General features: G+C 68.4%; 12 protein-coding genes. 9 read left to right on the top strand and 3 right to left on the bottom strand.

Annotated elements, in window-relative coordinates; all coding sequences use genetic code 11:
• Positions 1–87: 87 nt before the first annotated feature.
• Positions 88–1,062 (bottom strand): bile acid:sodium symporter family protein, encoded by a 975-nt coding sequence (locus QMX96_RS22275; protein ID WP_043860233.1) that lies wholly within the window; start codon positions 1,060–1,062, stop codon positions 88–90.
• A 79-nt stretch (positions 1,063–1,141) separates the two neighbouring features.
• On the opposite strand from QMX96_RS22275, the gene QMX96_RS22270 reads away from it, so the two are divergent.
• The 9 genes from QMX96_RS22270 to QMX96_RS22230 all read left to right on the top strand — a co-directional run bounded on the left by QMX96_RS22270 (position 1,142) and on the right by QMX96_RS22230 (position 11,860).
• Complete coding sequence (locus QMX96_RS22270) at positions 1,142–1,948, top strand: helix-turn-helix transcriptional regulator (protein ID WP_054914413.1); 807 nt, start codon at positions 1,142–1,144, stop codon at positions 1,946–1,948.
• A 2-nt stretch (positions 1,949–1,950) separates the two neighbouring features.
• Positions 1,951–3,105: a class C beta-lactamase gene (gene ampC, locus QMX96_RS22265; protein WP_063611988.1), complete on the top strand. Its 1,155-nt coding sequence runs from the start codon at positions 1,951–1,953 to the stop codon at positions 3,103–3,105.
• A gap of 2 nt (positions 3,106–3,107) precedes the next feature.
• Positions 3,108–3,770, top strand: a complete 663-nt coding sequence (locus QMX96_RS22260) for a hypothetical protein (RefSeq protein WP_043860235.1) — start codon at positions 3,108–3,110, stop codon at positions 3,768–3,770.
• A gap of 87 nt (positions 3,771–3,857) precedes the next feature.
• Entirely contained in the window at positions 3,858–5,192 is a 1,335-nt protein-coding gene (locus QMX96_RS22255) for a cation:proton antiporter (RefSeq protein ID WP_043860236.1), read from the top strand.
• Between the two features lie 143 nt (positions 5,193–5,335).
• A complete protein-coding gene (locus tag QMX96_RS22250; RefSeq protein ID WP_043860237.1) occupies positions 5,336–6,382 on the top strand; it encodes a class I SAM-dependent methyltransferase in 1,047 nt (348 codons plus the stop codon).
• Between the two features lie 189 nt (positions 6,383–6,571).
• Positions 6,572–7,228, top strand: coding sequence for an ABC transporter ATP-binding protein (locus tag QMX96_RS22245; RefSeq protein ID WP_043860253.1), 657 nt, complete (start codon positions 6,572–6,574; stop codon positions 7,226–7,228).
• The gene (locus QMX96_RS22240) at positions 7,225–9,681 is read left to right on the top strand and encodes an FtsX-like permease family protein (protein ID WP_078481257.1); all 2,457 of its coding nucleotides are present in this window, start codon (positions 7,225–7,227) and stop codon (positions 9,679–9,681) included. The genes QMX96_RS22245 and QMX96_RS22240 overlap by 4 nt, the downstream gene beginning before the upstream one ends.
• Entirely contained in the window at positions 9,671–10,750 is a 1,080-nt protein-coding gene (locus QMX96_RS22235) for a lipocalin-like domain-containing protein (protein WP_282362432.1), read from the top strand. The genes QMX96_RS22240 and QMX96_RS22235 overlap by 11 nt, the downstream gene beginning before the upstream one ends.
• Before the next feature lie 57 nt (positions 10,751–10,807).
• Positions 10,808–11,860, top strand: a complete 1,053-nt coding sequence (locus QMX96_RS22230) for a permease (protein WP_054914409.1) — start codon at positions 10,808–10,810, stop codon at positions 11,858–11,860.
• A 39-nt stretch (positions 11,861–11,899) separates the two neighbouring features.
• On the opposite strand, the gene mnmH is transcribed toward QMX96_RS22230, so the two are convergent.
• Positions 11,900–12,997, bottom strand: a complete 1,098-nt coding sequence (mnmH, locus tag QMX96_RS22225) for a tRNA 2-selenouridine(34) synthase MnmH (protein WP_054914408.1) — start codon at positions 12,995–12,997, stop codon at positions 11,900–11,902.
• A complete protein-coding gene (selD, locus tag QMX96_RS22220) occupies positions 12,997–14,031 on the bottom strand; it encodes a selenide, water dikinase SelD (RefSeq protein WP_282362431.1) in 1,035 nt (344 codons plus the stop codon). Before selD ends, mnmH begins: the two co-directional genes overlap by 1 nt.
• Positions 14,032–14,045: the final 14 nt, after the last annotated feature.

The raw sequence follows: 14,045 nt of genomic DNA, 5'->3' as shown, positions 1-14,045 counted from the left end.
GGGGGGTGGGGGCGGGCGGCGGGCGGGCAAGGCGGGGCGCCGGGGGGCGGGGGCGTGGCCGGCGAAGTGGTCACCACAGCACCTGAATCAGGCGCTCACCTCCTCCCGCGCCGCATAGCGCTGCGCCAGCACCGCACACACCATCAGCTGGATCTGGTGGAACAGCATCAGCGGCAAAATCATCGCGCCAATCGCCCCCCCGGCAAACAGCACCTGGGCCATCGGCACACCGGTGGCCATGCTCTTCTTGGAGCCGGCAAACAGGATGGTGATGCGGTCTTCCACGTTGAACCCCAGCCGCTTGCCCAGCAACTGCGTGCACCACAGCACCACCGCCAGCAACACGCAGCACACCAGCGCCAGCCCCAGCAGCCGCACCAGCGGCACCGACTGCCACAACCCGCTGATCACCGCGTCGCTGAACGCGGTGTACACCACCAGCAGGATCGAGCCCTGGTCGACGGTCTTCAGCCAGCGTGCATTGCGCGCCACCCAGGCGCCGATCCAGCGCCGCGCCAGTTGCCCGGCCACGAACGGCACCAGCAGTTGCAGCACGATCTTCAACACCGCATCGAGGTTGGACCCGGTATCGCCCTGCACGCCCATCAGCACCATCACCAGCAGCGGCGTCAGCACGATGCCCAGCAGGCTGGAGGCCGCCGCGCTGCAGATCGCCGCCGGGATGTTGCCCCGCGCCAGCGAGGTGAAGGCAATCGCCGACTGCACGGTGGCCGGCAACGCGCACAGGTACAGCACGCCCAGGTACAGCTCGTCGCCCACCAGCGGCAGGAACAGCGGCTTGAACAGCATGCCCAGCAGCGGAAACATCACGAAGGTGCAGCCAAAAACCAGCAGGTGCAGGCGCCAGTGCCCTGCCCCGGCCGCCACCGCCTCGCGCGACAGCTTGGCGCCGTGCAGAAAGAACAGCAGCCCGATGGCCAGGTTGGTCAGCCAGCCAAACACCACCGCGCCCTGGCCCTCGCAGGGCAGCAAGGTGGCCAGTGCAATCACGCCGAGCAGGGCCAGGGTGAAATTGTCGAACAGCAACCGCAGGTGTTTCATGTCACGTCCTGTCTTGTTATTGGGATGGCGCAGACGGTAAGGTTTCTTTTCTTTTCCGACTAACGACAGAACCCCAAGAGTGTCGCCCAAAGGACAACCCCACGCCCCGCGCATCCCGCCCCTGAGCGAGCTCAAGGTACTGCCGCGCCCGCTGTACGGGCAGGCGCAGTCGCTGGCCAACATCGCCCTGGGCTTTCGCCACAAGCATGCCTGGGGGCAACTGTCGTATGCGGCCCAGGGCGTGCTGCATGTGCACACCGGCGCCGGACGCTACGTGGTGCCGCCGCAGCGCGCGGTGTGGATCCCGGCGCATACCCCCCACCAGGTCAGCTGCGCCGACGACACCTGCATCCGCAGCCTGTACATCGAGCACAGCGTGTGGCCGGGCACCCAGTGCCGGGTGATTGGCGTGAATGCCTTGCTGCGCGAGCTGATCCGCACCTTCAGCGGCCTGCCGGTGGCCTACGATACCGAGGGCGCAGACGGGCGCCTGGTCGCCGTGCTGCTCGACCAGCTGGCCAGCGCCCCCCAGGAAGACCTGATTCTGCCGCTGCCCCAGGACACCCGCCTGCGTGCACTGTGCCGGCGCCTGCAGGCACACCCCGAGGACAGCACCGGGCTTGCAGCCTGGAGCCTGAAGTACGGCGTTTCGGAAAAGACCCTGAGCCGGTTGTTTCTGCGTGACACCGGCATGACCTTTCGCACCTGGCGCCAGCGCATGCGCCTGCTCAGTGCGCTGCCAGCACTCAGCCGCGGCGAGCGCGTCACCGACGTGGCCCTGGCCTGCGGCTACGAATCGCTGTCGGCCTTTATCGCCGCCTTTGGCAAACAGTTCGGCCTGTCACCGGGCGAATTCCTCCAGACCCACCGGAAACCCATTACGTGAACCTGTTCAAACCGCACCACCTGCTGAGCGGCCTGCTGCTGGCCAGCCCTGCCGCCTGGGCCGCCACCGTGCCTGACAACCTCGACAACCTGGTAGAGGCCGCCAGCCAGGCCGTGATGCAGGAGCACGCGATACCCGGCATGGCCGTGGCCCTGACAGTCAATGGCCAGCACCACTACTACGACTTCGGTGTGGCCTCGCGCGACAGCGGCCAGGCCGTCGACCGCGACACCCTGTTCGAACTGGGCTCGATCAGCAAGACCTTCAACGTCACCCTGGCGGCCTATGCACAGGCCACCGGCAAGCTGAAGCTGACCGACAGCCCGGCCAGCTACCTGCCCGAACTGCGCGGCCGTGCCCTGGAAAACACCAGCCTGCTGAACCTGGCGACCCACACCGCCGGCGGCTTCCCGCTGCAGTTGCCAGACAGCGTGCACGACAACGGGCAACTGATGCGCTACTTCAAGCACTGGACCCCGAGCTACCCGGCAGGCACCCGGCGTACCTATGCCAACCCGAGCATCGGCCTGCTCGGGGTGATCAGCGCCCGCCAACTGGACATGAGCTACCGGTCCGCCCTGCAGGACCTGCTGTTTCCGGCGCTGGGCCTGAACAACACCCATCTGCAGGTACCTGCCAACTGGCAGCGTATGTACGCCCAGGGCTATACCCGCGACAACGTCCCCGCCCGGCTGAGCCCTGCGGTGCTGGCCGACGAAGCCTACGGGGTGAAGTCCAGCAGTGACGACATGCTGCGCTTTGTCGAGGCGAACATGGGCCTGGAGAAACTCGATACGCCCCTCAAGCAGGCCATTGCCGCCACCCATACCGGCTACTACCAGGTGGGCCCCATGACCCAGGACCTGATCTGGGAGCAGTACCCCTACCCGGTCGCATTGCAGACCCTGCTCGACGGCAATGCCAGCCGCATGGCCCTTGAAACCCTCGACGTCACGCCGCTGCAACCCCCGCTGGCCCCGCAGCAGGCGGTGTGGATCAACAAGACCGGCTCTACCAACGGCTTTGGCAGCTACGTGGCGTTCGTGCCCTCGCAGCGGATCGGCATCGTGATCCTGGCCAACAAGAACTACCCCAACGAGGCGCGGGTGAAGCTGGCCTACCAGATCCTCGGCGCCTTGAACGAAGGTAGCCACTGACCGTGAGCAAACCGGTACGCGACACCCTCAAGCTGCTGTTGCTGCTGGCCGGGCTGTGGGGCTTCGCGCGCCTGCCGCCGAGCCTCGGCGCGAACCTGATACTGGTCGGCGGGCTGGCGGCCGGCGGCATCTATGCGCTGCTGAACCTGTCGCGCCTCTTCGCCTTTCTCAGCTACTGGCCAGGGTCGTTGCTGTACAGCGTGGTCGTGGTGTACCTGTGCAAGCTGTCTGCGCAACGGATGCTCAATGCGCGCTTTGGCATCGAGGTGGACTACCTGGACAACGCGGCGGTGGTGTATGGGGCGCTCTATTCCATCCCGTTCTCGCTGATGCTGCTGGGGGTCTACCTGCTGTTGCCCCAGTGGCTGCGCAGGGCGGCTGGCAGACTACGCCCCGGCGCCGCCCCGGCCCCGGCGCAAAAAGTGCCGACGTTCGAACCCTTCTTTGCCGCGGCCCTGGTCTGTTGTGCGGGGTTTGCCCTGCAGCAGCTGGACGAGGGCCTGGAGTACGCCCTGATCGTCGATGCCATGCCCGCCTCCAACTGCGGCCCGGTCGACGCGGGCACTGCATGGCTGCGCAAGAACCACAGCCAGTGCTACAGGCTGCAGGGCAACCCGTTCACCGGCACCTTCAGCCTGCAGCAGGTCGACAGCCCGGCGCCCTGATGCTGCGTGCAGTGAACCTCTGCCGCACCGCGCCCCTCGAATGCTCAGGGGCCAGCGCTGGCCCGACCCCATGCGACGGTGCCTTCGATGAGTTTTACCCTGTGGATCGCCGTGTTCGGCGCCGTGTTGCTGATCCTGGCCCTGACCTCGTCGTACCTGCGCTGGATGCCGGTGACCACCTCCGCCGTGTGCCTGCTGCTGGGCATCGGCATCGGCCCGCTGGGGCTGGGCCTGTTGCACCTGGACCTGGACCACGCCGCCGGCTGGCTCAAGCACCTGACCGAAGTCGCGTTGCTGTTCTCGCTGTTCATCAGTGGCCTGAAGCTGCGCCTGCCGCTGCGCAGCCGTGTCTGGCGGGTGGCATTCGGCCTGGCCGGCCCGGTGATGCTGCTGAGCATCGGTGGCTTCAGCGTGGTGCTGCACTACCTGGGTGACATGGCGTGGGCGCCGGCCCTGCTGATCGGCGCCATCCTTGCGCCCACCGACCCGGTGCTGGCAGCGCTGGTGCAGGTCAACGATGCGCAGGACCACGACCCGCTGCGCTTCGGCTTGTCAGGCGAGGCCGGGCTCAACGACGGCGTGGCCTTTCCCTTCGTGCTGCTGGGCTTGCTGCTGGTGCAGGGCCAGGCCGTCGACGGCTCGGCGCTGTTCACCTGGTTGTGGCGGGACCTGCTGTGGGCGATGCCGGTGGGGTTGCTGGTGGGCTACTGGATGGGCAAGTTGCTGGGGCGCCTGACCCTGACCCTGCGCATCAGCCATGCCGACAGCACGCTCACCCCCAACGACTACCTGGCATTGGCGCTGATTGCACTGGCGTATGTGGTGGCCGACACCCTGCACGCCTATGGGTTTCTGGCGGTGTTTGCCGCCGGGCTGGGGCTGCGCCAGGCCGAGGTGAGCTTCACCGGCGGTTCGCAGACCCCGTCCGAGCACCTGGCGCAACCGGTGGCCGGGCACCTGGAAGCCGCGCCGGAGAATGCGGTGCATGGCGACCTGGACAACCTCGAAGACACCCAGGTGGCGGCCGGGGTGATGATGGGCGACATGCTTGCCTTCGGCAGCCTGGTGGAGCGGGTGATGGAAGTGTTCCTGGTAACCGTGCTCGGCGTGGCGCTGGCCAGCCACTGGGACTGGCGCGCACTGGGCTTTGGCCTGGCGTTGTTCTGCGTGGTGCGCCCGTTGAGCGTGTTGCTGATGCCTTGGGGCAGCCTGCTCGACTTGCGCCAGCGGCTGATGGTCGGCTGGTTCGGCATTCGTGGCATCGGCAGCCTGTTCTACCTGTTCTACGCCCTGAGCCACGGCCTGGGCGGCACGCTTTCGGCGCAGTGCCTGAACATCACGCTGTCGGTGGTGGCGTTGAGCATCGTGGTGCATGGCCTGAGCACGCAACCAATGCTGAACTACTACGGGCGGCGCGGCTGACCGCCCCTGCTGGCGAAATACCCTTCGCACTTGACCTGCTGCCCCCCTGAACTAGAGTCAAAGGCTGCCCATCAAGGACAGATGGCTGCAGATAGGCGACGTTATCTGCGCGTTCAAGGATGCCAACTAATGGAGTGGTGGCAATGAGCAAACCTGCATCGACCCCTTTCATCCATACCCTTATCAACGACCTCGGCGCTGCCGCGATGTTGCCCAACATCATGCTCGGCGAAGAACTGGGCCTGTACCGGGCCATGGCCGACGGCCAGCCGGTGACCGCCCAGACCCTGGCCACACGCACTGGCTGCAATGCCCGCCTGCTTCGCGAATGGCTCAACGCCCATGCCGCCTCTGGCTACATGCAGCACAACGACGAACATTTCAGCCTTGACGAGCAGCAGGCCCAGGCCCTGGCCCATGAGGACTCCGCCACCTACATTGCTGGCGGCACCCAGGCCATCGCCTCGATGGTGCTCGACAAGGACAAGCTGGTGGCGGCGATGCGCGGCGACGGTGGCCTGGCATGGGGCGACCATCATGCGTGCATGTTCGGTGGCGTCGAGCGCCTGTTCCGGCCTGGCTACCGCAACCATCTGGTCGGCAGCTGGCTGCCGGCACTGGAGGGTGTGGTGGACAAGTTGCACGCCGGGGCCCGGGTGGCAGACATCGGGTGTGGTCTTGGCACCTCGACGCTGCTCATGGCCGAGGCCTTTGCGGCTTCGCATTTCGACGGCATCGACTACCACGCGCCCTCGGTGGCCACTGCCGGTCAACGGGCCAGGGACAGCGGCCTGACCGAACGGGTGCGCTTCACCCAGGCCAGCGCCAAGGACTACCCTGGCCGCGATTATGACCTGGTGTGCTTCTTCGACTGCCTGCATGACCTGGGCGACCCGGTGGGTGCGGCCCGGCATGCCTGGCAGGCACTCAAGCCGGGGGGCACGCTGTTGCTGGTGGAGCCGTTTTCGAATGATCGGCTGGACGACAACCTCAACCCGGTGGGGCGTTTGTTCTATGCGGTATCGACGTTTCTGTGCACGCCCAATTCACTGTCGCAGGAGGTGGGTTTGGGTCTAGGCGCGCAGGCGGGTGAGGCGCGCATTCGGGGTGTGCTTGAAGAGGCGGGGTTCAGCCACATGCGCCGGGCGTGCGAGACGCCGTTCAACCTGATACTGGAGGCGCGCAAGTAGAGGCGACGCGGCAATCGGGTGTCGAGCCACCAGGGCTGACAACTGCGATCCTGCAGGCCAGGGTGCGTTGCAACCAATGTGGGAGCCGGCAAGGCCGGCTCCTGCATTTTTAAAACCACCCTGGCCCGCAGAATCGCCATGGCACAACCCGATGTACCCACCTGCCCCAACCTGGCCTACCCTTCACCCATGCTCATCGTCGAAAACCTGCACAAGACCTTCACCACCGCCCAAGGCACCCTGCCGGTGCTGCGCGGTGTCGATCTGCACCTGCCCGCCGCCACCAGCCTGGCGCTGATGGGCGAGTCCGGCAGCGGCAAGAGCACGCTGCTGCACCTGATAGCCGGCCTCGAACGCCCCGACAGCGGGCGCATTCTGTTCGACGGCCAACCGCTACACACCCGCACCGAAGCCGGGCTCGCCCACTGGCGCCGACAAGGCATCGGCCTGGTGTTCCAGCAATACAACCTGATCAGCAGCCTGGACGTGGCCGCCAACCTGGCCTTCCAGGCGCGCCTGGCCGGCCGCCATGACCCGGCCTGGGTCACCCACCTGGCCGAGCGCCTGGGCCTGGCGCCGCTGCTGCAACGCTACCCCGAGCAACTCTCCGGCGGGCAGCAGCAACGCCTGGCAATCGGCCGCGCACTGGCCTCGCGCCCCGCGCTGGTGCTGGCCGACGAACCCACCGGCAGCCTCGACGAAGCCAGCAGCGAAAACGTGCTCGACCTGCTGCTGGAGCTGGTCGGGGCAAGCAACAGCAGCCTGCTGATGGTCACCCACAGCGCCCACCTGGCCACCCGCCTGCACCAGCGCCTGACCCTGCACCTGGGCCGGGTACGCGCATGATCGGCCTGTGCCTGCAGGCGCTGCTCAGCCACTGGCGGCGCCACCCCCTGCAATGCGCCAGCATCCTCACCGGGCTGTGGCTGGCCACCACCCTGTGGGCCGGGGTCCAGGCGCTCAACCAGCAGGCCCGCGCCGACTACGCGCGGGCCAACGCGCTGCTGACCGGCGCAGCGCAGGCGCAGGTGAGCCCGCGCCACGGCGAACGCTTCGACCAGCACGCCTACATTCAACTGCGCCGGGCCGGCTGGCCGGTGTCGCCGGTGCTCGAAGGCCGCCTGCGCTTTGCCGGCGCCGAACCGGTCAGCGTGAAGCTGCTGGGCATCGAGCCGCTGAGCCTGCCACCCGGCAGCGCCATCGCCGGCCAGGCCGCCCAACGCATCGACCCCGCCGCCTTCATCGGCCCCCCGGGCCAGGCATGGATCGCACCCGACACCCTGCAGCGCCTTGGCCTGGCGCCCGGTGCCGAACCGCTGAGCGGCGACGGCCAGCGTCTGCCGCCGTTGCAGGTACAGGCGCAGCTGGCCCCGGGGGTAATGGTGGTCGACATCGGCCAGGCCCAACGCCTGCTGCAGGCACCGCAACAGCTCTCGCGACTGCTGATACCCGCCGGCTACACCCCGCCCGCGCTGCCCGAGGGCCTGAACGAGCTACTGGTGGTGCAGGCCGCCAGCGACACCGACGACCTGCAACGGCTGACCGAAAGCTTTCACCTCAACCTCACTGCGCTGGGCCTGCTGGCCTTCCTGGTGGGGCTGTTCATCGTGCATGCGGCCATCGGCCTGGCCCTGGAGCAGCGCCGCAGCCTGTTGCGCACCCTGCGTGCCTGCGGCGTGAGTGTGCGTGCGCTGGTGACTGCCCTGGCCATCGAACTGGGGCTGTTCGCGCTGCTGGCCGGGCTGGCCGGGGTGGCCTGCGGTTACCTGCTGGCCAGCCTGCTGCTGGGTGACGTGGCCGCCAGCCTGCGCGGCCTGTATGGCGCCCAGGTGGCCGGGCACCTGAGCCTGCCGCTGCACTGGTGGCTGAGCGGGCTGGCCATCAGCCTGCTCGGGGCAGCACTGGCCGGTGCCGGCAGCCTGCTGCGCGCCGCGCGCCTGCCGCTGCTGGCGCTGGCACAGCCCCAGGCCTGGCGCCAGGCGCAGGTGCGCTGGCTGCGGCGCCAGGCACTGCTGGCGCTACTGCTGCTGGCCGTGGCCCTGGGGTGCTGGCGCTGGGGCGCGAGCCTGCCGGCGGCCTTCACCCTGCTGGCCGCCTTGCTGCTGGGCGCCGCGCTGATGCTACCGCTGCTGCTCGATGGCGCCCTGGCGCTGTTGCAGCGGCTGTGCCACCGGCCGCTGGCGCAGTGGTTCGTGGCCGACAGCCGCCAGCAACTGCCGGCCCTGGCACTGGCGCTGATGGCGTTGCTGCTGGCGCTGGCCGCCAGCGTCGGGGTGGGCAGCATGACGTCCGGGTTCCGCCAGACCTTTCTGGGCTGGCTCGATCAACGGCTGTCGGCCGAGCTCTACGTGACCCCGCATGACACCGCCCAGGGCCTGGCCATCGCGGCCTGGCTACCCACCCAGCCAGGGGTGCGCGCCGTGCTCGCGCAGTGGCGCACCGAAGTGCGCGTAGGCGGCGCCCCGGTGCAGGTGCAGGGGGTGATCGACCACCCGGCCTACGCGCAGCACTGGCCGTTGCTCGAACAGCGCAGCGAAGCGTGGCGCCAGTTGGCCAGCGGCGCCGGGGCGATGCTCAGCGAACAGTTGGCACGGCGCCTGGCGCTGGGCCTGGGCGATCGCCTGAGCTTGCCCGGCGCTGCACCCCTTGACGTGGTGGCCGTATACGCCGACTACGGCAACCCGCGCGGGCAGGTGCTGGTGAACGCCGACTGGCTGCGGCGCACCTGGCCCGAGGCCACGCTCAACACCCTCAACCTGCGCGTGGCGGGCGAGCAGGTGGCGACGCTCAAGGCCGCGCTGCAGCAACGCTATGCGCTGGACGGCACCCGGCTGGTGGACCAGCGCACCCTCAGGCGCTGGTCGGTGGAGGTGTTCGAGCGCACCTTCGCCGCCACCGCCGCACTCAACAGCCTGACCCTGGGCGTGGCCGGCGTGGCCCTGTTGATCAGCCTTTTGACCCTGGGCCAGAGCCGGCTCGGCCAGTTGGCGCCGCTATGGGCACTGGGCGTCAGGCGCCAGCACCTGGCCTGGCTGTCGCTGGGGCAGACGCTGCTGCTGGCCAGCCTGACCGTGCTGCTGGCAATTCCCCTGGGCCTGCTGCTGGCCTGGTGCCTGGTGGCGGTGGTCAACGTGCAGGCGTTCGGCTGGCGCCTGCCGTTGCAGGTGTTCCCTGGCCAGCTGCTGCAACTGGCGCTGCTGGGCCTGTTCACCGCCCTGCTCGCCGCCGCCGGCCCCCTGTGGCAACTGGCCCGCCGCCAGCCCGCCGAACTGCTGAGGCACTATGCCGATGGAACCTAGACACTGGGGCGTCCTGCTGCTGTGCCTGCTGCTGGGCGCCTGCGACCCCTCGCCACCGCCACCCGCCGGTTTTGCCGGCCTGGGCCAGGACGCCGCAGCCTTTGCCCCGGTGGTGCGCGGCCAACCGTTGCAGTTCCCGCGTGACCACGGCGCCCATGCGGGGTATCGCATCGAATGGTGGTACGTGACCGCCAACCTGCGCGATGCACAGGGCCGCGACTGGGGTGCGCAATGGACGCTGTTCCGTTCGGCGCTGCGCCCCGGCGCCGAACAGCCGGGCTGGGCCAGCCCCGCCGTATGGCTGGGGCACGCGGCGTTGAGCGGGCCGTTTGGCCATCAGTTCAGTGAAACGCTGGCGCGTGGCGGTGTCGGCCAGGCGGACGTGCAGGCGCAACCGTTCAAGGCCTGGATCGACGACTGGTCGCTGCAGGCGGTGGGCGGCCAAGGCATCGAGCAGTTGCAGATGCGCGCAGGCGGCAACGGCTTCAGCTACGACCTGCAACTGAGCAGCCAGCAGCCCCTGGTGCTGCAGGGCGATCAGGGCTACAGCGAGAAGTCCGGCCAGGGCCAGGCGTCGTATTACTACAGCCAGCCGTTCTATACAGTGCGCGGTGAAGTACAGCACGAGGGCCGGCGCGTCGAGGTGACCGGCAACGCCTGGCTCGACCGCGAATGGAGCAGCCAGCCGCTGGCCCCCGACCAGCATGGTTGGGACTGGTTTTCGCTGCACCTGGACAACGGCACGCGGCTGATGCTCTTCCAGGTACGTCAGGCCGATGCACAACCGTACCGGGCAGGCACCTGGATTGCCGCCGACGGCAGCAGCACCGCGCTCAACGGTGCGCAGATCGTGCTTGAGCCGCTGGCCCGCACCCAACTGGTCGACGGCCCGCAAGTGCCCACGCGCTGGCGGGTGCAGGTGCCCGACCGGCAGCTGGACATCGAGGTCGACGCCCTGGTGCCGCAGGCCTGGATGGGCACCCGCTTTCCCTACTGGGAAGGCCCGGTGAAGGTACAGGGCAGCACGGCCGGGCGTGGCTACCTGGAAATGACCGGCTATTCGCGCTGAGCGCCACCGACGCAGCGGCTATTCTTGCCTGAACGCCCCCTTGCCTGGAGTTGCACCATGCCTGGCCTGTCTACTTCCGCCCCCCGTGGCTGGACGCAGTGGTGCAAACCGCTGGCGTTCCTGCTGGTGGCCGCCATCGGCCTGTACTACGTGAAATGGTCGCCCTACTACGCCAAGTCGTTTGTTGCCGCTGACAGCCACAGCATCGGCGCCTCGATCCTGGACGATCACCAGTACGCACCGCTGACGGCAGCGCTGGCGTATGCCCAGGTGTACTTCCTGGCCATCTGGAAGGCGGCGCTGCTGGCGGTGATCCTCGGCTCGCTGGTTCAGGTGCTGATACCGCGCGACTGGCTGCTGCGCCTGTTCGGCAAGGCCGGGCTGGGCTCGACCCTGCGTGGCGGCCTGTTCGCCCTGCCGGGCATGATGTGCAGTTGCTGCGCGGCACCGGTGGCTGCCGGGCTGCGTCGGCAGAATGTGTCGGTAGGCGCGGCGCTGGCGTTCTGGATCGCCAACCCGGTGCTCAACCCGGCCACGCTGGTGTTCATGGGCTTCGTGCTGGGCTGGGAGTTCAGTGCCCTGCGCCTGGTGGCGGGTGTGGTGCTGGTGGTGGGGGTGTCGCTGTTCGCCCAGCGCATCTCGCGCCCGGACGTACTGCCCGAACCCGCGGTGGACGCGGCCAATGTGGCCAGTACCCCGGTGCCCGGCAGCCTGCTGGCACGCTGGATGAAAACCCTGTGGCAGCTGTTCTGGACCACCATCCCGATCTATGTGCTGGCCGTGCTGGTACTGGGCGCGGCGCGGGTGTGGCTGTTTCCGCATGTCGAGGGCGGCATGGGTTCAGGGCTGGTGTGGCTGGTACCGCTGGCGGTGGTCGGCACGCTGTTCGTGATCCCGACGGCGGCGGAAATCCCGATCGTGCAGACGCTGATGGCCCTGGGGCTGGGCACCGCGCCGGCGGTGGCATTGCTGATGACCTTGCCCAGCGTGAGCCTGCCGTCACTGCTGATGCTGCGCACCTCCTTCGATACGCGGGTGCTGGTGTGGGTTGCGCTGCTGACGATGCTGGTGGGGGTGCTCAGCGGGCTGGTTGCGCTGCTGGTGCTCTAGGGCCGGCGTGCACCGCCCCCACAGCACCGGCACAGGTGCCTACAGCCGCCTTTCGCGCAGGTAGGCCAGCACCGCGGCCCGATCGCCGGCGAACTCGATGCGCGCCGCCTTGGCATCGCGCTGGTAGGCGTACATCGGGTCGTAGTACTCGCTCAGCAGGCCCTCGATCCACGCACGGTGCAGCTCCACCGCGCCGCTCGCACGCTGCACCTGCAACGCCGCGTCCATCGCCGCCGCCAGGCGCTGGTAACGCTCGCCACCCAGGCGCCGGACAATGCCCGACAGACTCTCGCGCAGCCGCCCGGCAAAGTGTTCGAAGCCCTGCTCCGGCCCGTGGGCCAGCACGAACTCGGCGCACAGGTCGATCACATAGTCCTGCAGGATTCGTTGCACGCGGCATTCCAGGCTGTCTTCGAGCCACACCAGCGGCGCCTGCTGCATGCGCCGGTACAGGCCCAGCGGCACCGCGCGGCTGCCGATCATGCGCCCCTCGTCCTCGAGCACGAACTGCTCGATGCCGGCGTTGCGCTTTTTCAGCAGGTCCACCGCCAGGGTGTTCTCAAAACCGATCTGCGCCGGCTGCGCAGTGGCATGCCGGCCGAAGCTGGAGCCACGGTGGTTGGCGTGCCGCTCCAGGTCCAGCGCATTGTCCAGTTGCGCCAGCGCCTCGGTCTTGCCGGTGCCGGTCATGCCGCCCAGCAGCACGAAATCGCACTGCGCCACGGCCTGGTCGCCAACCTCCAGCAGAAACGTGCGCAAGGCCTTGTAGCCCCCGCCTACGCGCCGGTAGCGGATACCGGCTTCATCGCGCAGCCACTGCTGGGTGATCTGCGAACGCAGGCCACCGCGAAAGCAGTACAGCAGGCCATCGGGGTTGGCTCGGGCGAACTGCGCCCAGGCCTGGATACGGGCCTGGCGCAGCGCCCCGGACACCAGCTGGTGCCCGAGCACCATTGCCGCCTGCTGGCCATGCTGCTTGTAGCAGGTGCCCACCTGCTGGCGCTCGTCGTCGTTCATCAACGGCAGATTGCTGGCGTGGGTGAACGCGCCCTTGTCGAACTCGACCGGTGCGCGCACATCCATCAGGGGCACATCGTCGAGAAAGATCGAACGGTAGTCGGTGCAGTCGTCGTGCATCAACACACCTCGACCGCATGGGTGCCGCGCGCCACCAGCGTGCCGATCGGCGTCAGCGCCAGGCCCTGTGCCTGCGTCAGCTCGAGAAACGCCGCCTGCCCTTCGGGCGCCACCGCCACCAGCAGCCCGCCACTGGTCTGCGGGTCGCACAACAGCAGCTTGTGCGCCTCGCCCAACGGGCCGATGCGCTCGCCATAGCTGTCGAAGTTGCGCAGCGTGCCACCGGGTACGCAACCCTGCTCGATGTAGTGCTCGACACTGGCCAGGCGCGGTACCTGCGCCGCTTCCAGGCGCGCGGTCACGCCGCTGCCATCGGCCATTTCCACCAGGTGGCCGAGCAGGCCGAAGCCGGTGACGTCGGTCATGGCCTTGACCCCCTCCAGGCGCGCGATCTGGCTGCCGATACGGTTGAGGGTGCACATCTGGTCACGCGCCAGCCCCACGTCTTCGGCGCGCAGCAGGCCCTTCTTCTCCGCCGTGGTGAGCACGCCGATGCCCAGCGGCTTGGTCAGGTACAGCTGGCAGCCGACGGTGGCGGTGTCGTTGCGCTTGATGTGGCGCTTGTCGACGATGCCGGTGACCGCCAGGCCGAAGATCGGCTCGGGGGCGTCGATCGAATGCCCGCCGGCCAGGGGAATGCCGGCCGCATCGCACACCGCGCGCCCGCCGCGGATCACCTCGCGGGCGATCTCCGGGGCCAGCAGGTTGACCGGCCAGCCCAGGATGGCGATGGCCATCAGCGGGTCGCCGCCCATGGCGTAGATGTCGCTGATGGCGTTGGTGGCCGCAATGCGGCCGAAATCGAAGGGGTCGTCGACGATGGGCATGAAGAAGTCGGTGGTCGAGACCACGCCGCGCTCGTCATCGATGGCATACACCGCCGCATCGTCGCGCGAGGCGTTGCCCACCCACAGGCGCGGGTCGAGGTTCTGCGCGCCGCTGCCGGCGAGGATCACCTCGAGCACCTTGGGTGAAATCTTGCAGCCACAGCCGGCGCCGTGGCTGTACTGGGTAAGGCGTACTGGTTCGTTCATCGGTTGTCCCCCGG

The organism is Pseudomonas sp. PS01300 (assembly GCF_029960155.1).
Classification (GTDB): Bacteria; Pseudomonadota; Gammaproteobacteria; order Pseudomonadales; family Pseudomonadaceae; genus Aquipseudomonas; species Aquipseudomonas palmensis.
This window is presented reverse-complemented; position numbering and strand designations above follow the sequence as displayed.

Excerpts from the sequence above, each read along its gene's own strand:
- QMX96_RS22275 (WP_043860233.1), bottom strand. The coding sequence starts at position 1,062 with ATGAAACACCTGCGGTTGCTGTTCGACAATTTCACCCTGGCCCTGCTC.
- QMX96_RS22255 (WP_043860236.1), top strand. The coding sequence starts at position 3,858 with ATGAGTTTTACCCTGTGGATCGCCGTGTTCGGCGCCGTGTTGCTGATC.
- QMX96_RS22230 (WP_054914409.1), top strand. The coding sequence starts at position 10,808 with ATGCCTGGCCTGTCTACTTCCGCCCCCCGTGGCTGGACGCAGTGGTGC.
- mnmH (WP_054914408.1), bottom strand. The coding sequence starts at position 12,997 with ATGCACGACGACTGCACCGACTACCGTTCGATCTTTCTCGACGATGTG.
- QMX96_RS22245 (WP_043860253.1), top strand. The coding sequence starts at position 6,572 with ATGCTCATCGTCGAAAACCTGCACAAGACCTTCACCACCGCCCAAGGC.
- selD (WP_282362431.1), bottom strand. The coding sequence starts at position 14,031 with ATGAACGAACCAGTACGCCTTACCCAGTACAGCCACGGCGCCGGCTGT.
- QMX96_RS22250 (WP_043860237.1), top strand. The coding sequence starts at position 5,336 with ATGAGCAAACCTGCATCGACCCCTTTCATCCATACCCTTATCAACGAC.
- QMX96_RS22235 (WP_282362432.1), top strand. The coding sequence starts at position 9,671 with ATGGAACCTAGACACTGGGGCGTCCTGCTGCTGTGCCTGCTGCTGGGC.
- QMX96_RS22240 (WP_078481257.1), top strand. The coding sequence starts at position 7,225 with ATGATCGGCCTGTGCCTGCAGGCGCTGCTCAGCCACTGGCGGCGCCAC.